We start from the raw sequence: 23,208 nt of genomic DNA on the forward strand, positions 1-23,208 counted from the left end.
GAGCGACGCCGGTTCAGGACGTCTCGCCCCGGCGAATGGCTCGACAAACTCGGCGAGCAACGCGCACATCCGCGCGTTGCCCTCGTCTTCATGGGTCACGCGTCGTCGAAGCGCTCGTCGATCTCCACCAACGGCTCGCCCATCCGCGCGTTACCTCCGCCCCACGAATCACGCATCGTCGAACCGCTCGACGAGCTCAGTCAACAGCGTGCGCATCCACGCATTGCCCTCGTCTTCATGGAAATGCTCGTGCCAGTGCATCGTCACCGGCGCGGGCGGCAACGTGACCGGGAGGTCGTAAAGCCGGAACGCGTTGTCGCGGTTCAGGATCTGCGCGAGCCGCTTCGGCAGCGTCGCATAGAGATCCGTGACCGACAGCACGCTCGGCAGCGCGACGAAGTGCGGCACTTCGAGCGCGATGTTGCGGCCCACGCCTTGCGCGCGCAACGCATCGTCGAGCGCGTGGTGGCTGTGCTCGACCGATTTCACGTTGACGTGCGCGGCGCGCACGAACTGGTCGAGGCTCAGCGCGGTGCCGCTCGGCACTCCGCGCCGGCGGCCCGTCATGCACACGTAGGTTTCCTCGAACAGCACCTGGTGGCGCGTGCGCGGCATCAGTTCCGGCAGGTTGCCGATCGCGAAATCCAGCCGGCTCGCGCGCAGCGCTTCCTCGATCTCCTCGACCGGCAGCGGCTGCACGCTCAGCGTCACGCGCGGCGCGCGCTCGCGCAGCGCCTGGCAGATCGCCGGCAGGTACGCCATCTCGCCCGCATCCGACAACGACAGCCGGAACGTGCGCGTGCTGGTGGCCGGATCGAAGCGCTCCGCGTAGCGCAGCGCCACACGCACCATGTCGAGCGCCTTGCCGACGATCCCCGCGAGTTCGAGCGCGACCGGCGTCGGCTGCATGCCCGAGCGTGTGCGCACGAACAGCGGATCGTCGAACAGTGTGCGCAACCGGCCGAGCGAATAGCTGACGGCCGGCTGCGACAGCGCGAGCCGCTCGCCGGCCTTCGTCAGGCTGCGCTCCTCGACGATCGCCTGGAATACGCGCAACAGGTTCAGATCGAGATGATCGACCGATGTCATCCTAGCCTCCATCATTTGCCGTATTTATTGACCTGCCAATTTTAGATCAATTTGACGGATATGTAGTGGGAGACGAGACTGGGTACTCGAAACCGCGCGCTGCGCGGCCCGATTTCGCGACTCTTTCCCCACGACAACGATGAGCGACATTTCCTACCAGACGATCGACACCAGCGCGTTGCATGGTTTCGCGCAACCCGACCGCATCGCGCCCGCGATGTATCACGATCCCGCGCTGTTCGAAGCCGAGCTCGACCGCATCTTCTACCGCACCTGGATCTGGGTCGCGCACGAGAGCGAGCTGCCGAACCCGGGCGACTTCATCACGACGACGATCGGCCGCCAGCCGGTGATCGTCGTGCGCGACAAGACCGGTGAAATCAACGTGCTGCAGAACCGCTGCCGCCATCGCGGCGCGACCGTGTGCGAATCGCACAAGGGCAACGCGAAGGGTTTCACGTGCCCGTATCACAGCTGGTCCTACGCGCTCGACGGCACGCTGCGCGCACTGCCGTACGGCGACGGCTACGAGGGCGTGTGCGAGAAAGGCGACCTGCCGCTCGTGAAGCTGCGCGTCGGCGTGTACCAGGGGCTGATTTTCGCGAGCTTCAACGACGCGATCGAACCGCTCGAGGATTTCCTCGGCGGTGCAAAGCCGTGGATCGACCTGTTCATGAAACAGGGCGCCGGCTACCCGATCAAGGCGAACGGCGAGCACAAGTTCAAGTTCAAGGGCAACTGGAAGATCCAGCTCGAGAACACGACCGACCTCTATCACTTCCCGGTCGTGCACAAATCGTGGATGAAGTCGATCGACGACGAGACGGCCGCCGCGATCACGAGCTTCATGACGAGCGAGGACGCGTTCTGCCGCGGGCTCGGCAACGGCCACAGCCTCGCGGTGCTGATGCCCGAGCTGATCGACCTCGACGAAGACGACGGCGCACCGCTGGCCGAGCGCTTCGCACCGCTCGCGGCGAAGCTCGCCGAGCGCCACTCGCCGGAAGAAGTGCGCCGCATCGTGCGCTCGCTGATGGGCGTCGGCTTCAACCTGAACCTGTTCCCGAACCTCGCGTTATCGATGGCGTTCTTCCGCGTGCTGCGGCCGATCTCGGCGAGCGAAACCGAGATCCGCCACGTCGCGCTCGCGATGGACGGCGGCCCCGACGAAGCGAACCGCGAGCGGCTGCGCATCCACGAGCACTTCCAGGGCCCGTTCGGTTTCGGCAGCCCCGACGACGCGGAAGCATGGGAACGCGTACAACGCGGTGCGCATGCGGGCCCCGATGTGCCGATCCTCGTGAATCGCGGGCTGAACCGCGAGACGACCGCCGCGAACGGCGAAAAGACCGCACATGCGACCGACGAGACCGGCATGCGCGAGGCCTACCAGCAATGGCGCAAGATGATGGAGCAACAATAATGGACGACCGCAACGCCCTCTTTTCCGAGCAGACCTTCGCCCGCGCGGTCGAATTCGTGTGGCGCGAGGCCGAGATGCTCGACCGCCGCGACTATCGCGCGTGGCTCGACCTGTGGGATCCGGCCGGCCACTACGTGGTGCCGATCGATCCCGACACGACCGATTTCGCCGCCACGCTGAACTACGTGTTCGACGACCAGGACATGCGCGAGAAGCGCGTGCAGCGGATGGTGTCGGGCTATTCGGCGTCGGCGACCGACGCGGCGCGCACGGTGCGCACCGTATCGCGCTTCACGCTGGAGAGCGGCAGCGCCGACACCGTCGAGCTGAAATCGGCACAGGTCGTCGTCGCGTACAAGCGCGGCGTCGCGACGCTGTTCGCGGCCGACGTCACGCACAAGCTGCACGTCGACGCCGAAGGCGAGATGCGGATCGCCGAGAAGGTCGTGCGCCTGATCGATTCGACCGAAGCGCTCAGCGCGATCGGCTTCCTGCTGTAAGCGGCCGCCGGGTTGCCGTCGCCGGCGCAACGGTGAGCCGGTCACCTTCACCCGTGAGCGGCCACCGGTTCGCCCATCGCCAACGCAACGGTGAGCCGGCCACCTTCACCTGTAAGCGGCCACCGGTTCGCCCATCGCCAGCGCAACGGTGAGCCGGTCACCTTCACCTTTCCGGACGACCATGCCCACACTCGAAGTTTTCCTGCCGGCCGGCCATGACGACGCCCGCAAGGCCGAACTGATCGCACGGCTGACCGGTGCGACCGTCGATTCGATCGGTGCACCGATCGAATCGGTGCGCGTGCTGCTCACCGAATTGCCCGCGACGCACATCGGCCTCGGCGGCCGCAGCGCCGCGGACGGCGCGCCGCCGTCGCTGCCCGTGATCGTCGCGATCCTGATCGCCGGCCGCACCGACGAACAGAAGCGCGCGCTGATCGCCGCGTTGTCGGAGACGAGCGCCAGCGTGCTCGATGCGCCCCTGCAAGCCACCCGCGTGATGATCAAGGACATCCCGAACACCGATTTCGGCATCGGCGGGCAAACCGCACGGGCGCTCGGGCGCTGATCATGCGCTGCGCGCGTGCCTGCCCGCTCATGCGCAACGGCCGCCGAGCGGCCGCGGCATCGAGCGTTCGCCCGCGACTAGGCGTCCGCCTGAGCCTTCGTCCCGGCGAGCGGCAGCGTCACGCGGCAGTCGAGCCCGCCGCCATCGGCCGGGCTTGCAGCGATCCGGCCACCGTGGCGCGTGACGATGCTCTTGCACAGCGACAGCCCGATTCCGTTGCCGCCGGCCTTCGACGACGAGAAGCCGTCGAACAGCCGGTCGTGCGCGCCCACCGCGATACCGGGGCCGTTGTCGATCGCGCGCAACTCCGCATGCCCGTCAACGTTCGCGGTGCCGAGCGTCAGCGTGCGCGGCACGCGTTCGCAACCGGCGAACGCCTCGATCGCGTTGAACGCGAGATTCAGGATCACCTGCCCGATCAGCACGCGCTCGCAGCGGATCGGCAGCGGCACATCGGCCTGCACGATCGTGACCGTCACACCGGCCTCCTTCGCGCGCAGCTCGATGAAGTACGCGACGTCCGCGAGGATGTCGCGCAGGTCGGCGAGCGCGACGACCGGCTCGCGCTTCACGATGAATTCGCGCACGCTCTTGATGATCAGCGCCGCATGCTCGGCCTGCCGGTCCGCGCTGCGCAGCCCCCAGATCGCGTCGTCGATGGCGCCGCGCGCGTTCAGCCGCTGCACCGCGCCTTCGATGAAATTGCGCACGGCCGCGAGCGGCTGGCTCAGCTCGTGCGCGATCACGCTCGCCATCTCGCCCATCGCGTTGTAACGGCCCGCGTGTTCGAGCATGCGCGCTTCGGCACGGCGGGCGTCCTCGATCGCGACCTCGTCGCTCACGTCGCGGAACTGCACGAGCAGCCCGTCGAGATCGTCCTCGATCTCGACCTGCCGGCACAGGATGCGCAGCCAGCACGGCGAGCCGTCGCGCCGCACGATCCGGTAGCGCTGCGGCGCGGACGGATACGCGGACGGCGCATCGCGCAGTTGCGCGACGAGCCGGTCGCGATCGGCCTCGGAGCAGTAGTCGAGCACCTCGCCGAGCGCTTCGTCGGGCGCGAGCCCGAGCACGCGGCGGCCCGACTCGCTGATGAACTGCACCCCGCCGTGCGGCGTGACGACCGCGATGCCTTCGTCGAGGTCCTGCATGAATTCGCGCAGCCGCGCCTCGTAGCGGCGCAACTGCTGGCGCACCGCTTCTTCCGCGCTGATGTCGCGGAACTGCACCATCACGACGTCGCGCCCGCGCAGCGGCACGTAGGTGGCGGTCGCCTCGGACAGCATGTCGACGCCCGTGCGCGACCGGTAGCACCACTCGTACACCTGCGGCCCGTCGACAAGCGCGCGGTCCCACGCGCTCACGGCGATCTCGCGCTGGTATTTCGGTTCGGGGCGCGTCATGTCCGGCGCCTTCAGTGGCAGCAGTTCCTCGACGGAAAAACCGAGCGCGATGCACGCGGCGCGGTTCGCCCACACGATCGCCTTGGTATGCGCGTCATGCAGCAGCACGCAGGTCGTCAGCGCGTCGAGCAGCCGGTGGAAATCGTCTTCGTCGGGGAAACTCATGATCGGCTTCGGATGACGCCGCGCGGCATCGCGCGACCGGAAACCCAACATAGCACCGGCGCGCGCCGCCCGCATCTGAAGATTTCTTTAGTGCGGCACGGAACGTCACCAGTCGCACGGCCTTTCGTCCCAATTGCTGCGTGTTTTCGGCGTTTCTAGACTGGTTGCAATGTCATGCGATGCGCATGCGACCCAAGCAATCGAACCCCATTCGCCCCCCAGGAGACAGCCATGCCCCACGCCGCCCTCGCCCTCGACACCGCACCGAGTGCTCCCCACGCGGCCAGCGAACCGGCCGCCCGGCTGTCGCCGCTCGACGCCGTGATCGAGACCGTCGCCGCGCGCCGCGAAGAATTCGACCGCCTGTCGCACGTGCCGCGCGACGTGATCGCGCTGTTCAAGCAGGCCGGCATCTATCGCGCGGGCACCCCGCGCCGTTTCGGCGGCGATGCGCTCGCGCCGACCGCGTTCCTCGACATGATCGAACGGATCGCGACCGCCGACGGCTCGGCCGCGTGGGTCGCGAGCTTCGGCTCCGCGAACGTGTATCTGGCCGCGCTGCCGCTCGAGACCCAGGCCGAGTTGTACGCGAGCGGCCCCGACCAGGTGTTCGCGGGCGGCCTGTTTCCCGTGCAGCCGGCCCAGCCCGCGCCGGGCGGCTGGCGCGTGAACGGTACGTGGAAATTCGCGAGCGGCTGCAAGGGCGCCGACTGGCTCGGCGTCGGCATCGCCGTGCCGGGCGCGCAGGACGCCGCGCCGAACAAGCCGCGCACGGCCGTGTTCCGCGCCGACCAGGTCGAGATCGTCGAGAACTGGAACGTGGTCGGCATGCAGGGCACCGGCAGCCACGACCTGCGCGTCGACGATCGCTTCGTGCCCGAAGCGTGGACCTTCGTGCGCGGCGGCGAGCCGACCGTCGACGAGCCGCTGTACCGCTATCCGACCGTCGCGTATGCGGCTCAGGTGCTGGCCGTCGTGAACCTCGGCCTCGCGCGCGCGGCGCTCGACGTCGTGAACCGGATGTCGGGCGGCCGGCAGACGACGACCGGTGCACCGCGCCTCGCCGATCGCGCGTACTACCGCATCGAACTCGCGAAGGCCGAAGCGCAGCTGCGCTCGGCACGCGCGTTCTTCTACGACGCAACCGACGGCGTGTGGCAATCGATCCTCGCCGGCAACCCGGTGACGCCCGACCAGGTCAGCCTGCTGCGGCTCGCGGCCACGCAGATCGCACGCGAAGGCGCGAGCGTCGTCGAACGCGCGTACCGCCTCGGCGGCACGGCGGCGATCTATCGCACGCACCCGCTGCAGCGGCTGCTGCGCGATGCGATGGTCGTCACGCAGCACGCATTTCTCGGCGAAGGCAACTTCGACGGCGCCGGCGCGGTGTTCACCGGCGTCACGCCGTTTCCCGGCTATCTGTAACCTGCGCCTGACCGGCGCTGTTTTTCTGAACGTGCATGACGCCGATGCCGAAGCGCTCTCGCCTGCCGGCTCGTGCACTCAACCGATTCTTCTGGAGAACCCACGATGTCCGATTCGAATCCGCTGCCGCTGCGCGTCCTGTTCTGCTGTGGCGTGTCGCAAAACTTCTTCGACCTGCCGCGCGAAAAGATCGGCGAAGTGTGGCAGGCGTACGGCGCGATGCTGGCTGCCGTCGAAGCGATGCCCGGCGTGCGCGTGCTCGGCGTAATGGATGACGACCGTCTCGTGGTCGGCCAGGCCGACGGCGCGCCGTGGACCTTCTACATCATGGCCGACGTCGCCGACTTCGACACGACGGTCGCCGTGTGCAACCTGTATCGCACGACGCCGGTCGGCGAATACAACCTGTGGCGCTACGGCAAGATCGAAGCGCGCGTCGGCCGTGCGCTGACCGTGCCGCCGGCCGCGAAGCCCGCGGCGTGAGGCGCGCGATGACCGACCTGTCTCCCGGCCTGATCGACACGCTCGCGCAGCGCCTGGCGGCGCTCGACGCCGAACGCGCGGTGCGCGCGACGATCACGCGCTACATGGCGCTGTGCGACGTGCCCGAGGATGCCGGCGACGGCCCGTCGCTCGCCGGGCTGTTCACGCCCGATGCCGTGTGGGAAGGCATCGGCCCGCAGTATGCGCACAAGTTCGGCCGTCTCGAAGGCACGGCCGCGATCGTCGCGATGCTGGGCCGCTACCTGCCGCCCGATCCGCACTTCTCGGCGAACCTGCACTTCCTGACGTCGGAGTCGATCGAGATCGGCGCCGGCAACGCGAGCGCGCGGGGCCGCTGGATCATGCTGCAGGCGTCGCGCTACGCGGACGGCTCGGCCGAACTGATCGCCGCACGGCTGACCGTCGATTTCGCACCGGCTGGCGATGGTTCGACCTGGCTGATCCATCATTTCCGCACCGAGCGCGTGCTCGACGGCCCCTGGCCGCTCGCCGCCGCGCCACGGTCCTGACGCTTTCCAACGCTTGCCCACGATACCGACCATGACAGGCTTCATCGACACCTTCACGCTCGGCGGCCCCGGCCCCACGATCGCGATCAAGGACACGATCGACATCGCAGGCTATCCGACCCGCGCGGCGAGCCGGGCGCTCGCCGATGCACCGCCGGCCACTCGGCACGCGGACGTGGTCCGCCTGCTTCTCGACGCGGGCTGGCAGATCGCCGGCAAGGCGAACATGCACGAGCTCGCGTTCGGCATGACCGGCATCAACGACTACACTGGCACGCCCGTCAATCCGCAGGACGCGACGCGCATTCCGGGCGGCTCGTCGAGCGGTTCCGCTTCGCTCGTCGGGCTCGGTACCGTCGATGCTGCGCTCGGCACCGATACCGGTGGCTCGATCCGCGGGCCGGCCGCCTGCTGCGGCGTGGCCGGGCTGAAACCGACGTTCGGCCGCGTGTCGCGGCGCGGCGTCTCGCCCATCGAGACGACGCTCGATTGCGTCGGGCCGTTCGCACGCGATATCCGCACGCTGGTTGCGGTGATGGCCGCGATCGCGCCGGGCTTCGATCGTGTGCAAGCCGCGGCCTCTGCCGCAGGCTGCACGGTTGCGCACATCACGGTCGATGCCGATCCGGCAATCGCTGCCGCGCTCGACGCGGCCGTGCGCGCATCGGGCCTGCGTTCGCACGCGGTCGTGCTCGACGAAATGCCGGCGTCGTTCGCGGCGGGGCTCACCGTGATCAATGCGGAAACGTCGCGCGCGTTCGGCCATCTGGTCGCGACCGGCAAACTTGGCGCCGACCTCGATGCGCGATTGCGTGCGGCCGCAACGACCACGCCTGCGGCATTGAAAGAAGCCGAAGCCGTGCGCACACGCTTCACCGCACAAGTCGATGCCGCGCTTGAACACGCGGACGTGCTCGTATTGCCGACGCTGCCCGCGCTGCCGATCACGCTGCAGCAGGCGCGCGACGGCGTATCGGTGATCGCGATGTCGTCGCTGATCCGACCGTTCAACCTGAGCGGACATCCGGCGCTCAGCCTGCCGTTGCCGCTGGCCGGTTCGCCGCTGAAGGCCGGCCTGCAGATCGTCGGGCGCAAGGGCGCGGACGAGCAGGTCTGCGCGATCGCGGCACACTTCGAAGCGGCACTTGCCGCATGAACCACGATGCGGGCGCGGCTGTATCCAGCACGCGCTCGCGAACCAGGGAATCACGCACCATGTCAGACCGAGTCGTCCTCGTCACCGGCGCCGCGCGCGGGCTCGGCGCCGTCATCGCCGAACGTTTTCATGCGGCCGGCTACCGCGTCGCGCTGGCCGATATCGCGGCCGACGCCATCCAGGCGCATGCACGCGAACTCGACCCTAGCGGAGAGCGCGCGATCGCGCTGCCGCTCGACGTCACGTCCAAACGCGATTTCGAAGCCGCGCGCGATGCGCTCGTCGCGCGCTGGGGCACGATCGACGTGCTCGTGAACAACGCGGGTGCATCGAAGGTCGTGCCTGCGATGGAGATCACGGCCGAGCAGTTCGACCAGGTGATCGACGTGAACCTGCGCAGCGTGCTGTTCGGCTGCCAGGTGTTCGGCCAGTACTTCGCGACGCGCGGCGCGGGCCGTATCGTCAACATCGCGTCGCTCGCCGGGCAGAACGGCGGCTCGGCGACGGGCGCGCATTACGCGGCCGCAAAGGGCGGCACGCTGACGCTGACCAAGGTATTTGCGCGCGATCTCGCCGCCCAGGGGGTGACCGTCAACGCGATCTCGCCGGGCCCGCTCGATTTGCCGATCGTGTATGAAAGCGTCGCACCGGAGAAACTGCGCCAGGTGCTCGCGAGCCTGCCGGGCGGCAAGCTCGGGTCGGCCGGCTTCGTGGCGGATGCGGCCGTGCTGCTCGCGTCGGGCGATGCTCATTTCGCAAACGGCGCGTGCTGGGACATCAACGGCGGGTTGTACATGCGCTGAACACGACGGCCTCGTCGCGTCTCCTGCGACGCTCGGGGCCGGTTCACGCCAACGGCAGCCTATGCGCCGGCCCGCGAACGAACTTCTCAGGACAGGGGAACGTACGCTAGCGCGACGCTTCCCCGTCATCGCCCCACACCACCATCACGTCGCGCACGAGCGCGGCGATCGACGTCGCGCCGAGCTTCTCCTTGATGCTCGCGCGATGCACGTCGACGGTCTTCACGCTGATCGACAGATCCGACGCGATCTGCTTGCTGCCCTTGCCGTCCACCACGCCGCGCAGCACCTCCTTCTCGCGTGCAGTCAGCGCATCGAGCCGCTGGCGCAGCTCGCGGTGACGCTGGCTCACCGCATGCCGCTGCTGCGCGAGCCGCAGCGCGCGTTGCACGCGCTCGAGCATCTGCTGCGAGTTGTACGGTTTCTCGACGAAATCGATCGCGCCGTTCTGCAGCGCGCGCACGGACATCGGGATATCGCCGTGCCCGCTGACGAAAATCACCGGCAGCGTCGCGCCGCGCGCGTTGAGCTCGGCCTGCACGTCGAAGCCGCTCTTCTCCGGCATCCGCACGTCGAGCACCAGACACGCGGGCAGGTTCACGTCGAAGCGCGCGAGAAAATCGGTCGCGTTCGCGAATCCTTCGGACGCGATGCCGACCGATTCGAGCAGCCACGCGAGCGACGTCCGCATGCCGTTGTCGTCGTCGACGATGTATACGATCGGTGCGGGTGACGTCATCGCGGGTGTCTCACTGAATATCGGTATGGGTATCGCACGCGCCGCATTCAGGGCCGGGTGCCGGCTCGTCGCGCGCGTCGTTCGCTGGGGGTGTGCGGCACATCATAACGAGCCGAAAACCCGCTGAAAACCCCTTCACGGGCCACACGAACGCGCAATCCCGATTTTTTTCGCGCGGTGCGCCGCGCATCTAGGTAGAACCTTTAGACGCGTTGGCGAGAACGCCATCTCCATCGTCAATCGTGCGAATGGTCGCCGGCATTTTCGCGACGTACGCTTGGGTCATCGTCGGCGATCCGGCGCGGCACCGGCAGTGCCGCACGATCGCCGCTTTCGTCCACTCAGGAGCGCCCATGTCTTCCACGACCGATATCCAGCGACCGGCACGCGTCGAACCGACCGACGCGCAGAAGGCCTTCCGGCAAGCGATGGCCCACCTCGGCGCGGCCGTCAACGTGATCACCACCGCCGGGCCGCATGGCCGCTGCGGGATCACCGCAAGCGCCGTGTGCTCCGTCACCGATACGCCGCCGACGCTGCTCGTGTGCCTCAACCGGTCGAGCGCGATGCGTGCGACGTTCGAACGCAACCGCCACGTTTGCATCAACGTGCTGCCGGCCGAACACGAACAACTCGCGCGGCATTTCGCGGGGCTCACCGACCTGCCGATGGAGCGCCGCTTCGACCTGCCCGTGTGGGATCGCGGCGAGCAGGACGTGCCCGTGCTGCGCGACGCGCTCGCGAGCCTGCAGGGCACGATCGCCGACATGAAGGAAGTCGGCTCGCATTCGGTGATGTTCATCGAGGCGACGTCGATCCGCGTGCGCGACGACGGCGACAGCCTGATCTACTTCAGCCGCGCGTTTCATCGCGTGTCGCGCACGGCGTGCGTGCGATGAAAGGCGCGTATCGCGCGTGATTACGCGGCGGCCCGCAATGCGCGCTGCCCGGCCGCGAGCACCGCGCCCGCGAACAGCGTCAGCGCCGAATACACGAGCCCGCGCGCGAGCCCCGCGCTGTCCGACACCCAGCCGATCGCAACCGGCCCGGCAATCTGCCCGAATGCGAAGACCGTCGTGAATGCGCTGATTCCTTTTGCCCAGCCGTCGGGCGGCAGGTTGTGACGCACGAAGGCCGTCGTCGATGCGACGGCCGACAGGAACGTCGCGCCGAACAGCACGCCCGACGCAAACGCGGCCACCGGATGCACGAACATCGCCGGCATCAGCGTCGCGATGCCGAGCAGCGCGTTGAGCACGGCGAGCGCCTGGCCGCCGCGCATCCGGTCGAGCAGCCCCGACCACAGCCGCGCCGACACGACGGTCGCGACACCGAGCATCACGTAGAACGCGGCGACCACCGTACCGCTCATCCCCGCGCCGCGCAGCAGCGCGACGATGAACGTCATGTAGCCGATATAGCCAACACCGAACAGGCCGTAGCCGGCCAGCGCGAGTGCGAAGCGCGCGGGGCTCGCGGTCGCGGCCGGCGCCGCGCCATCACGCGGCGCGGTCGGTGCCGCGTGCACGCGCTCGATGCGGCGTGCGGCCGACACGGCCACCGCCGAGAACAGCACGCACGCGAACGCGAGCGCGAACCACGCAGGCTGCCAACCGTGTACACCGTGTGAGAGCGTCGCCGGCACGAGCAGCGACGATGCGACGATGCCCCATCCCGTGCCGCCGTAGTAGAGCCCGAGCAGCAACCCCGCATCGCGCGGCGACGCCGACGCGAGCCGCGCAGCCAGCACGCCGCCGCTGATGAAGATCAGCGCGCTGCCGACGCCGGTCGCGAGCCGCTGCACGAGCAGCGCATGCATGCCGGACGTGACCCCGCACGCGGCCATCAGCAACGCGGTCAGCACGCACCCGGCCGCCAGCAGCGAGCCTGCTCGCCAGCGCCGCGACAGCAACGGAAACGCGAGTGCACCGACCAGGTAGCCGGCCGCGTTCGCCGTGTTCAGCGCGCCGGCCTGCGCGAACGTCCAGCCGAGATCGGCCTTCATCGGCGGCAGCAGCAGCGCATACGAAAAGCGCGCGAGGCCAAGCGCGATCGCGCTGCCGAGCGACAGGCAGATCGCGAGCCGCCATGCAGCCATGCGATTGGGGTCACGGTCGGGGTAGGTGCCGGTCGCGCCGGTGTCCGGCCGCGACGGGCCGGCATGCTCCGGTTGCGGCGCTGCGCGCATCGCATGTCTCCTGTTTCGTTCGAAGCCGCGGCAGGTCGTGACGGCGGAACCGGTGTTCCGCATGCGCCAATCCCGACTGTCGAGGCTTCCGATTCTGTCGACCGATCATACTTGAGCCGTCGCGGGCCGGCATGCGTCGGCAACAGGCATCCGGCCTCAGCAGCGGGATCACCCATGCATCGCCCGCCGCAGGCCATCGCGGGAGCACGTCGGGCCACTTGCCGACGCTACCCCCGCAATCCCGTCATGAAGGCGGTGAACAAAGCGCGTCCCTCGGGCCATTCCGCCAATCCCGCTTCCGTATTCAGATGGCCGCGCGGGCCGAGCAGCAACGGCGTCGCACCACGCTCGCTTGCCCACGCAATGCCGCGTCCTGACGGGTCGTACCCGTCATCCGAACTGGCAATCGCCAGCACCGGCAAGCCGCCGAAATCGCCCTCAGGCACCTGCGCGAACGCCCTGGCCGCGGCCGGAAAACGCGGGCCGCCCGGATCGGGCACCGCCACGAGCCATGCAGCGCGCACGACCCGCGTCGACGCCGCACGCCAGTGCGTGAACAGCAGGCAACCCAGCGAATGACAGATCAACACCGGCGGCGTCGCGGCTTGCGCGACGGCTTCATCGAGCGCCGCCATCCAGTCACGCAGGTCGGGTGCATCCCATGACGCAGGCGCGATACGGATGGCGCCCGGAAGCGCGGCCTCCCAGTGGCTCTGCCAATGATCCGGTCCCGAGTTGCCGATCCCCGGCACGATCACGATCGTCTGGTCCATCTCCGTCTCCATGAATAAGCGAGCTCGCAGTCTGGCCTGCCGGACACCAACCAGGAATGGCAAATCATCGGATATTGAGACAATATGCCGATGAATTAACGGAGCGGGAAAGCGGACATGTCGAACGGAGAGCTCGATCGCCTGGATCTTTCGATCCTCGAGGCGCTTCAGGAAAATGCGCGGATGCCGCTTTCCGAAGTCGGCCGGCGCATCGGGCTGTCGCAACCGGCCACGTCGGAGCGCGTCAAGCGGCTGGAAGAGCGCGGCATCATCGCGGGCTACGGCGCACGGATCGACCCGGCCGCGCTCGGGTTGGGGATGATGGCCATCATCCGGCTGAAAACCACGCATGAACACATCAAGCCTGCGCTGCGCGCGTTCGCCGAGATGCCGCACGTGATCGAGGTCCACCGGATGACCGGCGAGGATTGCTTCCTGCTGAAGGTCCTGGTGCCGACACCGGGGCAACTCGAAACCATCATCGATGCGATTGCCCGCTTCGGCGCGGTCACGACGTCGCTGGTGCTGCGGTCCGAGCCGGCCAAGCCGCTCGGCAAGGCGTTGCTCGGTTGACGCGGGCGTCGGGCCGCCGATGACCGACGATGCGTTCGCGCGCATGCATGGTCGCCGCGAACGCCATCGATCGCGGCGATTGAATTTCCGATAAAAAATCGCCGAACGCAATGCATCGCTTCAGATTCAGGTCATTGAAAAAATGACCTCGAATCCGTCATTCGCTTTATCCGTGTTTTACGGCACGCGCCCCGCCAATCCCCCGTGTTTAGCATGCCTCGGCTAAAAACCTTGCAACGCATTGCATTCGCAAATTCGTCAGACTAATATCAACGCCACTCGCCGCACATTCACGAAATGTGTGATGAGGAGTGGCAACTTTTTAGCCGCGCTTTCATGTTGAATCACTCATGTTCACCACAGGAGAATTGACATGCAGGACACCCAGCAGATCGAATTGCTTGACTGGATGCAGGAAGACACGCACCCCGAGGCCGTCGACATGATGGTCGAGGACGCCGTGGTGCCGTTCGGCACCGCGCTCTGGCCGGTCTGAGCGGGCCACCCGTTCTCGCGGAAGGGCTGCGGCCCTTCCGCCGTTTCCGGAGACACGCATGCTGAACCTGCACCGCGCGCTGGGCTTCCACCCCGCGCTGCGCGACAAGCTGGCGCGCGGCGAATCGGGAAAACTGCTGGTCGGCCATGACACCCGCAACCGCGACATCGCGTTGCGCGCGTTTTCCGCCCTGCCCGATTCGCTCGACGCGACCACACTCTGCCTCGAAAGCACCCCGCCCGCCGATATTGCCGCCGCGCTCGATCGCGCCGATCTGTTCGTGCTGCTGTACGACTCGTCGTGCCTGCCGACGCCATCGCCGAGCGGGCCGCCGTTCCTCGCCGCGATCCGCCCTGCGATCGTCGAGCACTGGAGCAAGTCGGTACTGTTCAAGGATTACGGCCCGCATCTCGACGAAGCATTCGCCGAATCGCTCGACGACATCGCGGCACGCAACGGCCGGCTGATCGACGCGGCCGCACGCGCATCGCAGATCCGCTTCATCGACGAAGCCGGCAACACGCTGACTGGCTCGCTCGCGCCGGACCAGAAATGGACGAGCGTGGACGGAATGGGCAACCTCGACGTCGTGCCCGGCGAGATCGCGACGCACGTCACGGATCTCAACGGCTCGGTCGTCTTCAGCGGCACCTTTCTCGGCACCGTGCCGTTCGCGATCAAGTACAAGGTGGCCGAACAACTGGCCACGCTGCAGATCGAGAACAGCATGATCGTCGGGTTCGACACCGACAACGAAGGCTTCCGGCGCGATTTCTCGACGTATCTCGACCGGCATGCGAATCACCGGCGGATCGAGGAATTCGGCATCGGCACGAACCTCGGGATTCGCGGGCTGTACGGCCGCAACGCCGGGTTCGAGGAACGCCATCCGGGCCTGCACCTCGGGCTCGGCGGCGGCGAGAACGGCAGCCACCATCTCGACCTGATCTTCGCGCGCGGCACGCTCGCGCTCGACGACCGGATCGTATTCGACGGCGCGTTCGCCGTCTGACGAAGCGGCTGCGCGCTCAGGCTTCGGCGGCCTCCGCGTCGCCGAGCCACTTATACATCACGAGGCAGTCGACGAAGCCGAGCCGCGCGTGGCGGTACGCACGCGGCAGGCGCCCGACGATTTCAAACCCCAGCTTCTGCCACAGCGCGACCGCCACCTCGTTCGTCGACACCACCGAGTTGAACTGCATCGCGAGGAAGCCGCGCTCGCGCGCGACCTGCTGCGAGTGCTCGCACATCAGGCGTGCGACGCCGCGGCCACGTGCGGCCTCGCTCACCATGTAGCCGCAGTTGCTCACGTGACTGCCGGGGCCGCCCGCGTTCGCCTTCAGGTAGTACGAGCCAAGGATCACGCCGTCCTCTTCGGCAATCCACGTGCACAGCGGCGCATCGAGCCACAGTGCGCGCGCCGCTTCCTGTGTCGGCGCCGCATCGAATGCATAGGTTTCCTGAGCGGCGACGATGGCGTGGTACGTCGGCCAGAAGCGCGGGAAATCGTCGTCGGTCATCGGGCGAATCGTGATCATGCGGAGTCTCTCGTGATTGGAATGTCGGCAGGCATGCCGGCGATCGTACCGTGATTCAGGAACGGCCGCTGTCCCGTTGCGCCGCGCTGCGATACGCGCCCGGCGGCACGCCGTACCAGCGCTTGAATGCCTGCGAGAAACTCGACAGGTCGCTGAAGCCAAGCCGCTCCGCCACTTCCGCGAGTGACAGGCGCGCGTCGCCGAGCAGCGTCTCGGCCATTGCGCCGCGCGCCTGCGCGAGCAGCGCCCGAAACGTCGTGCCCTCCTCCTGCAGCCGGCGCTTGAGCGTGCGCGGGCTCGTGTTCATCAGCCGCGCCATGTCCTCGAGCGAGAACGGCGCGGAGCCGGGCGTCGCGGTCAGGTACTGGCGCACCATCTCCGACGTGCCCACGCGCGCACGCCGCGCGTCGAGCAGCTGGCCGCACATCTGCTCGCACATCGATACCGTCAGCGGATTCGCGTGCGGCAGCAGCCGGTCGAGAAACACGCGATCGAATGCGAGGCTGTTCGCGCGCGCCGAGAACACGGGTTCGACGCCGGCGATGCGCGGCACCGCCATGGCCGGCGTGCGCGCCGCCTGCACCGTGAAACGCGACAACGCGAATGCGTCGCCGCCGATTTCCTGCAGCAACACGGTCGCGGCCATCATGTCGCGCTCGACGACGAACCGGCTCAGCGTGCCGTCGAGTTCCGGCGCGCCGAACCCGAGCACGCACGTCCCGTCTTCCTCACGGTACGTGATCACCGTGAACGCATAGGTGAGCGGCAGGAAACGCAGCGCCAACGCCAGCGCATCGCGCGCGGTCGCGCTCGCGATCAGCCCGTAGCCCCACACGCCGTAGGCGGAGAAGTGATAGCGCTGGCCGACCTCGAACCCGAGGCCCGGCACGCGCCCGAGCGCGCGCAGCAGGTTGCCGGTCAACCGCAGTTCCTGCGCGGCCGTCACCTCGACCTTCGGATCGTCGAGTTGCGCGTCAGCGAGCCCCGTGCCGGCCAGCAGCGTCGCGTGCGGCACGCCGCGTTCGTCACCGAAATCGACCAGCAGCCGGGCGCTGGCCGGACTCCGGGTGAAATCCCAGAAGCTCATGCGGAGAAACCCTCGAAGCGCCGATTTGGCCCAAATACTAAAACAATTGTCCCGAAGCAGTATTGGTGTTTTCCCATGCGGCCAGCACCATCGGCGTCATCCAGTCGTCATCCGAACGACGCCATCGCCCTCCGGAGGAGACACCATGCGACCGAGTCGCCCGACCGATCCCGCAGCCCGCTTCACACGTCAGCGCGCCGAATTCACCTCGCTCGCCACGTTTGCCCGCGACCCCGCCCTGCCACTCGCGCCCCGCCTGCCGCTCGCCGGCGACCAGTGCGCGCTGCCGCGCCCCGCTTGATCCATCGACCGTCAGAGGACACATCCATGAGCAAGACTTTCGACTACATCGTCGTCGGCGGCGGTTCGGGCGGCAGCGTCGTCGCCGGGCGGCTGACCGAGGATCCGGCCGTGACCGTCTGCGTGCTCGAGGCCGGTGGCCGCGGCGACGGCACGCTCGTCAACGTGCCGACCGGTGCGGTCGCGATGATGCCGACCCGCATCAACAATTGGGCCTTCGACACGGTGCCGCAGCCGGGCCTCGGCGGGCGCATCGGCTACCAGCCGCGCGGCAAGGTGCTGGGCGGTTCGTCGGCCATCAACGCGATGGTCTATATCCGCGGCCACCGCGTCGACTACGACGGCTGGGCCGCGCTCGGCAACGAAGGCTGGAGCTACGACGACGTGCTGCCGTACTTCCGCCTGAGCGAGCACAACGAGCGCTTCGACGATGCGTGGCACGGCCGCGACGGCCCGCTGTGGGTGAGCGACCTGCGCACCGGCAACCCGTTCCATGCGCGCTACCTGGAAGCCGCGCAGCAGGCCGGCCTGCCGCTCACCGACGATTTCAACGGCGCGCAGCAGGAAGGCATCGGCATCTACCAGGTCACGCAGAAGCACGGCGAGCGGTGGAGCGCGGCGCGCGCGTACCTGCTGCCGCACGTCGGCCGCCGCGACAACCTGACGGTCGAGACGCACGCGCAGGTGCTGCGCATCCTGTTCGACGGCACGCGCGCGATCGGCGTCGAGGTGCGGCAGCATGGCGAGGTCCGCACGCTGCGCGCACGGCGTGAAGTCGTGCTCGCGGCTGGCGCACTGCAAACACCGCAGTTGCTGATGCTGTCGGGCGTCGGCCCGGGCCGCGCGCTCCAGCAACAGGGCATCGCCGTGCACGCCGACCTGCCCGGTGTCGGCCTCAACCTGCAGGATCATCCTGATTTCATCTTCGGCTACCGCACGCGCAGCGTCGACACGATGGGCGTGTCCGCGGGCGGCGGCCTGCGCATGCTGCGCGAGCTGGCGCGCTTTCGCCGCGAACGGCGCGGCATGCTGACGTCGAATTTCGCGGAAGGCGGCGGCTTCCTGAAGACGCGCGCCGAGCTCGACGCGCCGGACATCCAGCTGCACTTCGTCGTCGCGCTCGTCGACGATCACGCGCGCAAGCTGCACGCCGGTCACGGGCTGTCGTGCCACGTGTGCCTGCTGCGGCCGCGCAGCCGCGGCTCGGTCACGCTCAACAGCGCCGATCCGCTCGCCGCGCCGCGCATCGATCCCGCGTTCTTCGACGATCCGCGTGACCTCGACGACATGGTCGCGGGCTTCCGGATCACACGCCGGCTGATGGAAGCGCCGGCGCTCGCCGGCTGGACCACGCGCGACCTGTTCACCGCGAACGTCAACACCGACGATGAAATCCGCGACGTGCTGCGGCGGCGCACCGACACCGTGTATCACCCGGTCGGCACGTGCCGGATGGGGCACGACGCACTCGCTGTCGTCGATCCGCAACTGCGCGTGCGCGGCCTGCAGGGGCTGCGCATCGTCGATGCGTCGATCATGCCGACGCTTATCGGCGGCAACACCAACGCGCCGACGATCATGATCGCCGAGAAGGCCGTCGACATGATCCGGGGCGTGTGTCGCACGACCGCGCAGCCGCAGGACGACGGCACCGACACTTCGACGAATCGCGACATCGTTCCTGCCACGTGCGCCGCGCGCGATGCCATCCAGCCCGAGGAAACCCGCCATGTTGTCGCCTGATACTTCTCGCACCGCCGAATCCGCCGCCCCGCTAGCGGCGATCATCATCGGCGCCGGCTTCGCCGGCATCGGCATGGCGATCGCGCTGCAACGTGCGGGCATCCACGATTTCGCGATCGTCGAACGCTCGCACGACGTCGGCGGCGTGTGGCGCGACAACAGCTACCCGGGCGCCGCCTGCGACGTGCCCTCGCACCTGTACTCGTTCTCGTTCGAGCCCAATCCGGCGTGGTCGCGCGTGTTCGCGCCGCAGCCGGAAATCCACGCGTACCTGCAGCATTGCGCGCGCAAGTACGGCCTCGCGCGCTACCTGCGCTTCGGCGCCGAAGTCGCGCATGCACGCTACGACGAAGCCGCTGCGCTGTGGCGCGTCACGCTCGCCGACGGCACGACGCTCAGCGCCGCCGTGCTCGTCAGCAGCACCGGGCAGTTGAGCCGTCCCGCGATGCCCGACCTGCCCGGCATCGACACGTTTCGCGGCCGCGCCTTCCACTCCGCGCACTGGGATCACGACTATTCGCTTACGGCCAAGCGCGTGGCGGTCGTGGGCACCGGCGCGTCGGCGATCCAGTTCGTCCCGGCGATCGCGGGCGACGTGAAGCGCCTGGTCGTATTCCAGCGTTCGCCGGCCTACGTGATGCCGCGCCCCGACCGCGCGTACCACCCGTGGGAGAAGGCGCTGTTCCGCAGGTTGCCGTGGGCGATGAAGCTGCATCGCGCATCGATCTACCTGCGCTACGAATCGCGCGCAATCGCGTTCACGCGCCTGCACAAGTTGATGAAGGTCGCGGTCGGCCGGCCGTTCCACAAGCTGCTCGCGCGCGACGTGCCGGACCCCGCGTTGCGCGCGCAACTCACGCCCGACTACCCGATCGGCTGCAAGCGCATCCTGTTGTCGAGCGAGTACCTTGCCGCGATGAGCCGCGACAACGTCGAGCTCGTCACGCAGCGGATCCGGCGCGTGACGGAGGACGGCATCGAGACCGTCGACGGCGTGCACCATCCGGTCGATGCGATCGTGTACGGCACGGGGTTCGCGGCAACCGAGTTCCTGTCGCCGATGCGCATCACCGGCCGCGACGGGCTCGACCTGAACGACGCGTGGCGACGCGGCGCGCAGGCGTATCTCGGCCTCACCGTGCCCGGCTTTCCGAACTTCTTCATGCTGTACGGCCCGAACACCAATCTCGGCCACAACTCGATCGTCTACATGCTCGAAAGCCAGATCGCGCACGTGATGCGCTGCCTGCGCACGATGCGGCGCGACGGTGCGCGCGAGATCGACGTCGACGCGCGCCGCTACCGGCGCTTCAACGTGCATGTGCAGCAGCGGCTCGAAGGATCGGTGTGGAACAGCTGCAAGAGCTGGTACGTCGATGCGTCGGGGCACAACAGCACGAACTGGCCGGGCTTCACGCTGACCTACCGGTGGATCACGCGCTTCACCGGGATGTCCGCATACCGCTTCACGCATCCGTTGCCCGAGTCGGTCGCACCGGCGCGCGACGTGGTGGTCGCGCCGCCCGCCGGCCGGCTGGAGGCCCTCACGGCCGCATCGCTGCGCGGCTTCCTGCGTGTGGCGTTCCGGCCGCTGATCGGGCCGCCGTTCGGCGCGCGCATGCAGCGCCGCGTCGTCGCGCTGCTGTCGCCGCTGATGCCGGGCACGAGCGGCACGCTGCGCTACCGCACGTCCGCGCACCGCGTGCCGGTCGAAGTCGTGGCGCCGAAGCGCGGCGACGCGGGCGGCGCGATCCTCTATCTGCACGGCGGCGCATTCTGCCTCGGCGGGCCGCACACGCATCGCGGCGTGACGACGCGGCTCGCGAACGAGGCCGGCCTGCCGGTGTGGGTGCCCGATTACCGGCTGGCGCCCGAGCATCCGAGCCCGGCCGCGCTCGACGATGCGCTGGCCGTCTACGACGCGATGCGCGCGCAGGGCCATGCGCCGCACCGGATCGTGATCGCCGGCGATTCGGCCGGCGGTGCGCTGGCGCTCGCGCTGGCCATCGCGCTGCGCGAGCGCGGCGAACCGGCCGCCGCCGCGCTGCTGCTGATCTCGCCCGTGACCGATCCGGCGCTCGGCGGCGCGACGCTGGCTTCGCGCCGCCACGACGATCCGATGATCCGCCGCGGCTGGCTCGAACAGGGGCTGCGCTGGTATCACGGTGCCGGTTCGGTGGCGGCCCGCGGCCCGCTCGACACCGACCTGCGCGGCCTGCCGCCGATGCTGGTCCAGGCCGGCGACCAGGAGGTGCTGCTGTCGGATGCGCTGCGGCTGGCCCGTCATGCGCAGGCCTGTGGCGTGCCGTGCCGGCTGGAGGTTCATGCGGCGCGCTGGCATGTGTTTCATCTGCAGGCGTTTTACCTGCGGTCGGCGCGCGACGCATTGCGGACGCTGGCGAGGTTTGCGGCGGAGCGGGTGGCGGTGACGGCGTGACGATGAAGCCGTCATGCGCCGCGATCGGGGCCGTGGTTCGCGGCCTCCCCGATCGGGTGCGCGGCGCATGCGCCGTTACCGGGCCGGCTTGCCACGAAGCGACGCTGTCTTGCAAAAACCGGCCGTTTATTTTTTTCCGTCGCATGCGGCCGTCATGATCTCCCGCAAGCCCCGGCGCGCCGCCGGGGTTCCCCCACCCTCGCGGAGACATCATGAAAAGAAGGCACACCCTCAATACGCTGGCACTGCTCTGTTGCGTCGGCATCCAGTGCGCGACTTCGGCATTCGCCGACGAGCCGAAGAAGGTGGCATTCGTCGACACCGGCAACACCGGGCGCAGCGTGATGGCCGAAGCGATCGCCGGCCAGTTGATCGCGCAACGCCACGCGCACATCGCGGTGATTTCACGCGCAGTCGACGAAGATCCCTATGACGAGAAGCCCGAAGAAAACGGCGTGATCCTGATGAAGCGCCGCGGCATCGACACGTCCGCGCACCGTTCGGTGCAGTTGAACGCAAACGACATCAAGCATTCCGACGTGATCCTGACGATGACCGACAAGCACAAGGAGAAGGTGCTCGCGCTCTATCCGTCGGCCGCCGGCAAGGTGTTCACGCTCGCCGAATATGCATCCGGGAAGCACGTCGACGTGCCCGACGCGTGGGGCAAGCCGATCGATTTCTACGAATCGGTGACCACGCAGCTCGACACGTACATCCCCGCTGCGCTCGACAAGGTTGCGACGGCCGCGCCGGCGAAGCAGTAATGTCAGGAGGCCTGTCGGCTCGCGAGGCGCGACGCGCCGGCACCGACAGGTTTGTTGTTCACGTTGTTCCCGCCATACGCCCCACTCACCGTGCGTGCCCGTCACCGGGCCATCGACTTTGGCCATCCGGCCGAATCGTCACCCTGCGCACCGGATGAAAGAATGATCTTCGTCCGGGAAGCCGGCTTCGCGGCCTGATATCTCGCACTTCGAAGGCACCGCATGCGCCGCAACGTGCATGCGGTGTTGTGTGTCGCCCCGACCCGGCAACGCGCGCACGCCCCCGCGCACACCACCCGGCAGCTCACACGACCACTCCATTTACCCTTCACCTTTTTGTAGCTTATAAGTTACAATGCTTTCCAAGTTCGAACTTCTTCGCTACCAGCGCGACGACGGTCGCGAGCCCTTCACCGAATGGTTGAACGCCGTGCGCGACAAGCCTGCGCAGGCACGGATTCGCGAACGCCTGCGCCGCGTGCAGACAGGCAACTTCGGCGATTGCGAGCCCGTCGGCGAAGGGGTGATCGAACTGCGCGTCCATGTCGGCGCTGGTTATCGCGTGTATTTCGGGCGGTACGGCGGCGCACTGGTGCTGTTGCTTTCAGGTGGCGACAAAAGCAGTCAACCCGACGACATCAGGCGTGCAAAGGAACACTGGTCGAACTGGAAACGGAGGCAAACATGACCAAGCTCAAAGGTGCGGTATCGCACCACGACGCGGAAGTCGCCGAACTCGGCGCCGACCGCGAACTCGCGGTGGCCTATCTGCGCGTCGCGATGGAGTCGCTCGACGATCCCGACAACCGCGCGGCCGGCCTGCTCGCGCTGCGTACGGTCGCGGAAGCGTACGGCGGGCTCGGCGCCGTCGCGGCCGAAGCCGGCATCAGCCGCGAATCGCTGTATCGCACGCTCTCCCCCAACGGCAACCCGACTCTGAAAACCCTGCTCGCGGTGCTCAAGACCGTCGGCCTGCGCCTGTCCGTCGTCCCCGCGCAGCCAGCGCACGCCTAAGCGGCACA

At 68.1% G+C, this 23,208-nt stretch carries 25 protein-coding genes; 18 read left to right on the top strand and 7 right to left on the bottom strand.

Going from position 1 to position 23,208, the window contains the following annotated elements; all coding sequences use genetic code 11:
* Positions 1–168: 168 nt before the first annotated feature.
* Entirely contained in the window at positions 169–1,089 is a 921-nt protein-coding gene (locus tag BCEP18194_RS35220) for a LysR family transcriptional regulator (protein ID WP_011356088.1), read from the bottom strand.
* Positions 1,090–1,228: 139 nt separating this feature from the next.
* Between BCEP18194_RS35220 and BCEP18194_RS35225 the strand changes: the two genes are divergently transcribed.
* The 3 genes from BCEP18194_RS35225 (at position 1,229) to BCEP18194_RS35235 (ending at position 3,580) form a co-directional block, all read left to right on the top strand.
* A complete protein-coding gene (locus BCEP18194_RS35225; protein WP_011356089.1) occupies positions 1,229–2,512 on the top strand; it encodes an aromatic ring-hydroxylating oxygenase subunit alpha in 1,284 nt (427 codons plus the stop codon).
* Positions 2,509–3,012 (top strand): aromatic-ring-hydroxylating dioxygenase subunit beta, encoded by a 504-nt coding sequence (locus tag BCEP18194_RS35230; RefSeq protein WP_041493642.1) that lies wholly within the window; start codon positions 2,509–2,511, stop codon positions 3,010–3,012. Before BCEP18194_RS35225 ends, BCEP18194_RS35230 begins: the two co-directional genes overlap by 4 nt.
* Before the next feature lie 181 nt (positions 3,013–3,193).
* Entirely contained in the window at positions 3,194–3,580 is a 387-nt protein-coding gene (locus BCEP18194_RS35235) for a tautomerase family protein (protein WP_011356091.1), read from the top strand.
* Between the two features lie 77 nt (positions 3,581–3,657).
* Here BCEP18194_RS35235 and BCEP18194_RS35240 read toward each other — a convergent pair whose 3' ends face one another.
* Positions 3,658–5,223, bottom strand: a complete 1,566-nt coding sequence (locus tag BCEP18194_RS35240) for a sensor histidine kinase (protein ID WP_011356092.1) — start codon at positions 5,221–5,223, stop codon at positions 3,658–3,660.
* 156 nt (positions 5,224–5,379) lie between these two features.
* On the opposite strand from BCEP18194_RS35240, the gene BCEP18194_RS35245 reads away from it, so the two are divergent.
* From BCEP18194_RS35245 to BCEP18194_RS35265, 5 genes are all read left to right on the top strand, one after another.
* On the top strand, positions 5,380–6,573 hold the full coding sequence (locus BCEP18194_RS35245) for an acyl-CoA dehydrogenase family protein (protein WP_011356093.1): 1,194 nt from the start codon (positions 5,380–5,382) through the stop codon (positions 6,571–6,573).
* A gap of 105 nt (positions 6,574–6,678) precedes the next feature.
* On the top strand, positions 6,679–7,056 hold the full coding sequence (locus BCEP18194_RS35250) for a hypothetical protein (protein ID WP_011356094.1): 378 nt from the start codon (positions 6,679–6,681) through the stop codon (positions 7,054–7,056).
* 8 nt (positions 7,057–7,064) lie between these two features.
* Positions 7,065–7,586, top strand: coding sequence for a nuclear transport factor 2 family protein (locus BCEP18194_RS35255; protein WP_011356095.1), 522 nt, complete (start codon positions 7,065–7,067; stop codon positions 7,584–7,586).
* Positions 7,587–7,617: 31 nt separating this feature from the next.
* Positions 7,618–8,742, top strand: coding sequence for an amidase (locus BCEP18194_RS35260; protein ID WP_011356096.1), 1,125 nt, complete (start codon positions 7,618–7,620; stop codon positions 8,740–8,742).
* 59 nt (positions 8,743–8,801) lie between these two features.
* Positions 8,802–9,545 (top strand): SDR family NAD(P)-dependent oxidoreductase, encoded by a 744-nt coding sequence (locus tag BCEP18194_RS35265; protein ID WP_011356097.1) that lies wholly within the window; start codon positions 8,802–8,804, stop codon positions 9,543–9,545.
* Between the two features lie 106 nt (positions 9,546–9,651).
* Here the strand turns inward: BCEP18194_RS35265 and BCEP18194_RS35270 are convergent, their stop codons facing one another.
* Positions 9,652–10,284 carry a response regulator transcription factor gene (locus BCEP18194_RS35270; RefSeq protein ID WP_011356098.1) on the bottom strand — a complete coding sequence of 211 codons (633 nt, stop codon included), beginning with the start codon at positions 10,282–10,284 and terminating at the stop codon, positions 9,652–9,654.
* A 353-nt stretch (positions 10,285–10,637) separates the two neighbouring features.
* On the opposite strand from BCEP18194_RS35270, the gene hpaC reads away from it, so the two are divergent.
* The gene (hpaC, locus tag BCEP18194_RS35275) at positions 10,638–11,183 is read left to right on the top strand and encodes a 4-hydroxyphenylacetate 3-monooxygenase, reductase component (RefSeq protein ID WP_039354714.1); all 546 of its coding nucleotides are present in this window, start codon (positions 10,638–10,640) and stop codon (positions 11,181–11,183) included.
* Positions 11,184–11,203: 20 nt separating this feature from the next.
* On the opposite strand, the gene BCEP18194_RS35280 is transcribed toward hpaC, so the two are convergent.
* Positions 11,204–12,472, bottom strand: coding sequence for a YbfB/YjiJ family MFS transporter (locus BCEP18194_RS35280; protein WP_041493378.1), 1,269 nt, complete (start codon positions 12,470–12,472; stop codon positions 11,204–11,206).
* Between the two features lie 227 nt (positions 12,473–12,699).
* Positions 12,700–13,245 (bottom strand): RBBP9/YdeN family alpha/beta hydrolase, encoded by a 546-nt coding sequence (locus tag BCEP18194_RS35285; RefSeq protein WP_041493643.1) that lies wholly within the window; start codon positions 13,243–13,245, stop codon positions 12,700–12,702.
* A 117-nt stretch (positions 13,246–13,362) separates the two neighbouring features.
* Between BCEP18194_RS35285 and BCEP18194_RS35290 the strand changes: the two genes are divergently transcribed.
* The 3 genes from BCEP18194_RS35290 (at position 13,363) to BCEP18194_RS35300 (ending at position 15,326) form a co-directional block, all read left to right on the top strand.
* Positions 13,363–13,818, top strand: coding sequence for an Lrp/AsnC family transcriptional regulator (locus BCEP18194_RS35290; RefSeq protein WP_011356102.1), 456 nt, complete (start codon positions 13,363–13,365; stop codon positions 13,816–13,818).
* Between the two features lie 373 nt (positions 13,819–14,191).
* Positions 14,192–14,314 (top strand): hypothetical protein, encoded by a 123-nt coding sequence (locus BCEP18194_RS42335; RefSeq protein WP_006766865.1) that lies wholly within the window; start codon positions 14,192–14,194, stop codon positions 14,312–14,314.
* A gap of 58 nt (positions 14,315–14,372) precedes the next feature.
* Positions 14,373–15,326: a hypothetical protein gene (locus tag BCEP18194_RS35300; protein WP_011356103.1), complete on the top strand. Its 954-nt coding sequence runs from the start codon at positions 14,373–14,375 to the stop codon at positions 15,324–15,326.
* 16 nt (positions 15,327–15,342) lie between these two features.
* Here the strand turns inward: BCEP18194_RS35300 and BCEP18194_RS35305 are convergent, their stop codons facing one another.
* Both BCEP18194_RS35305 and BCEP18194_RS35310 read right to left on the bottom strand, forming a co-directional pair.
* On the bottom strand, positions 15,343–15,852 hold the full coding sequence (locus tag BCEP18194_RS35305; RefSeq protein WP_011356104.1) for a GNAT family N-acetyltransferase: 510 nt from the start codon (positions 15,850–15,852) through the stop codon (positions 15,343–15,345).
* Between the two features lie 55 nt (positions 15,853–15,907).
* The gene (locus BCEP18194_RS35310) at positions 15,908–16,939 is read right to left on the bottom strand and encodes an AraC family transcriptional regulator (RefSeq protein ID WP_011356105.1); all 1,032 of its coding nucleotides are present in this window, start codon (positions 16,937–16,939) and stop codon (positions 15,908–15,910) included.
* A 145-nt stretch (positions 16,940–17,084) separates the two neighbouring features.
* Between BCEP18194_RS35310 and BCEP18194_RS41795 the strand changes: the two genes are divergently transcribed.
* The 6 genes from BCEP18194_RS41795 (at position 17,085) to BCEP18194_RS35335 (ending at position 23,200) form a co-directional block, all read left to right on the top strand.
* Positions 17,085–17,240 carry a hypothetical protein gene (locus BCEP18194_RS41795; RefSeq protein ID WP_167316041.1) on the top strand — a complete coding sequence of 52 codons (156 nt, stop codon included), beginning with the start codon at positions 17,085–17,087 and terminating at the stop codon, positions 17,238–17,240.
* A 26-nt stretch (positions 17,241–17,266) separates the two neighbouring features.
* Positions 17,267–18,982: a GMC family oxidoreductase gene (locus tag BCEP18194_RS35315; RefSeq protein ID WP_011356106.1), complete on the top strand. Its 1,716-nt coding sequence runs from the start codon at positions 17,267–17,269 to the stop codon at positions 18,980–18,982.
* On the top strand, positions 18,969–21,419 hold the full coding sequence (locus BCEP18194_RS35320) for a flavin-containing monooxygenase (protein WP_011356107.1): 2,451 nt from the start codon (positions 18,969–18,971) through the stop codon (positions 21,417–21,419). The genes BCEP18194_RS35315 and BCEP18194_RS35320 overlap by 14 nt, the downstream gene beginning before the upstream one ends.
* 212 nt (positions 21,420–21,631) lie before the next feature.
* A complete protein-coding gene (locus BCEP18194_RS35325; protein WP_011356108.1) occupies positions 21,632–22,186 on the top strand; it encodes a protein-tyrosine-phosphatase in 555 nt (184 codons plus the stop codon).
* 355 nt (positions 22,187–22,541) lie between these two features.
* Complete coding sequence (locus tag BCEP18194_RS35330; RefSeq protein ID WP_011356109.1) at positions 22,542–22,874, top strand: type II toxin-antitoxin system RelE/ParE family toxin; 333 nt, start codon at positions 22,542–22,544, stop codon at positions 22,872–22,874.
* Complete coding sequence (locus tag BCEP18194_RS35335) at positions 22,871–23,200, top strand: DNA-binding protein (RefSeq protein WP_011356110.1); 330 nt, start codon at positions 22,871–22,873, stop codon at positions 23,198–23,200. Before BCEP18194_RS35330 ends, BCEP18194_RS35335 begins: the two co-directional genes overlap by 4 nt.
* Positions 23,201–23,208: the final 8 nt, after the last annotated feature.

Origin of the sequence: Burkholderia lata (assembly GCF_000012945.1) — a bacterium.
GTDB classification, from domain to species: domain Bacteria; phylum Pseudomonadota; class Gammaproteobacteria; order Burkholderiales; family Burkholderiaceae; genus Burkholderia; species Burkholderia lata.

Excerpts from the sequence above, each read along its gene's own strand:
- BCEP18194_RS35290 (WP_011356102.1), top strand. The coding sequence starts at position 13,363 with ATGTCGAACGGAGAGCTCGATCGCCTGGATCTTTCGATCCTCGAGGCG.
- BCEP18194_RS35260 (WP_011356096.1), top strand. The coding sequence starts at position 7,618 with ATGACAGGCTTCATCGACACCTTCACGCTCGGCGGCCCCGGCCCCACG.
- BCEP18194_RS35335 (WP_011356110.1), top strand. The coding sequence starts at position 22,871 with ATGACCAAGCTCAAAGGTGCGGTATCGCACCACGACGCGGAAGTCGCC.
- BCEP18194_RS35220 (WP_011356088.1), bottom strand. The coding sequence starts at position 1,089 with ATGACATCGGTCGATCATCTCGATCTGAACCTGTTGCGCGTATTCCAG.
- BCEP18194_RS35315 (WP_011356106.1), top strand. The coding sequence starts at position 17,267 with ATGAGCAAGACTTTCGACTACATCGTCGTCGGCGGCGGTTCGGGCGGC.
- BCEP18194_RS35305 (WP_011356104.1), bottom strand. The coding sequence starts at position 15,852 with ATGATCACGATTCGCCCGATGACCGACGACGATTTCCCGCGCTTCTGG.
- BCEP18194_RS41795 (WP_167316041.1), top strand. The coding sequence starts at position 17,085 with ATGCGACCGAGTCGCCCGACCGATCCCGCAGCCCGCTTCACACGTCAG.
- BCEP18194_RS35235 (WP_011356091.1), top strand. The coding sequence starts at position 3,194 with ATGCCCACACTCGAAGTTTTCCTGCCGGCCGGCCATGACGACGCCCGC.
- BCEP18194_RS35245 (WP_011356093.1), top strand. The coding sequence starts at position 5,380 with ATGCCCCACGCCGCCCTCGCCCTCGACACCGCACCGAGTGCTCCCCAC.
- BCEP18194_RS35310 (WP_011356105.1), bottom strand. The coding sequence starts at position 16,939 with ATGAGCTTCTGGGATTTCACCCGGAGTCCGGCCAGCGCCCGGCTGCTG.
- BCEP18194_RS42335 (WP_006766865.1), top strand. The coding sequence starts at position 14,192 with ATGCAGGACACCCAGCAGATCGAATTGCTTGACTGGATGCAGGAAGAC.
- BCEP18194_RS35280 (WP_041493378.1), bottom strand. The coding sequence starts at position 12,472 with ATGCGCGCAGCGCCGCAACCGGAGCATGCCGGCCCGTCGCGGCCGGAC.
- BCEP18194_RS35320 (WP_011356107.1), top strand. The coding sequence starts at position 18,969 with ATGTTGTCGCCTGATACTTCTCGCACCGCCGAATCCGCCGCCCCGCTA.
- hpaC (WP_039354714.1), top strand. The coding sequence starts at position 10,638 with ATGTCTTCCACGACCGATATCCAGCGACCGGCACGCGTCGAACCGACC.
- BCEP18194_RS35325 (WP_011356108.1), top strand. The coding sequence starts at position 21,632 with ATGAAAAGAAGGCACACCCTCAATACGCTGGCACTGCTCTGTTGCGTC.
- BCEP18194_RS35285 (WP_041493643.1), bottom strand. The coding sequence starts at position 13,245 with ATGGACCAGACGATCGTGATCGTGCCGGGGATCGGCAACTCGGGACCG.
- BCEP18194_RS35265 (WP_011356097.1), top strand. The coding sequence starts at position 8,802 with ATGTCAGACCGAGTCGTCCTCGTCACCGGCGCCGCGCGCGGGCTCGGC.
- BCEP18194_RS35240 (WP_011356092.1), bottom strand. The coding sequence starts at position 5,223 with ATGCGGGCGGCGCGCGCCGGTGCTATGTTGGGTTTCCGGTCGCGCGAT.
- BCEP18194_RS35225 (WP_011356089.1), top strand. The coding sequence starts at position 1,229 with ATGAGCGACATTTCCTACCAGACGATCGACACCAGCGCGTTGCATGGT.
- BCEP18194_RS35300 (WP_011356103.1), top strand. The coding sequence starts at position 14,373 with ATGCTGAACCTGCACCGCGCGCTGGGCTTCCACCCCGCGCTGCGCGAC.
- BCEP18194_RS35330 (WP_011356109.1), top strand. The coding sequence starts at position 22,542 with ATGCTTTCCAAGTTCGAACTTCTTCGCTACCAGCGCGACGACGGTCGC.
- BCEP18194_RS35250 (WP_011356094.1), top strand. The coding sequence starts at position 6,679 with ATGTCCGATTCGAATCCGCTGCCGCTGCGCGTCCTGTTCTGCTGTGGC.
- BCEP18194_RS35270 (WP_011356098.1), bottom strand. The coding sequence starts at position 10,284 with ATGACGTCACCCGCACCGATCGTATACATCGTCGACGACGACAACGGC.
- BCEP18194_RS35255 (WP_011356095.1), top strand. The coding sequence starts at position 7,065 with ATGACCGACCTGTCTCCCGGCCTGATCGACACGCTCGCGCAGCGCCTG.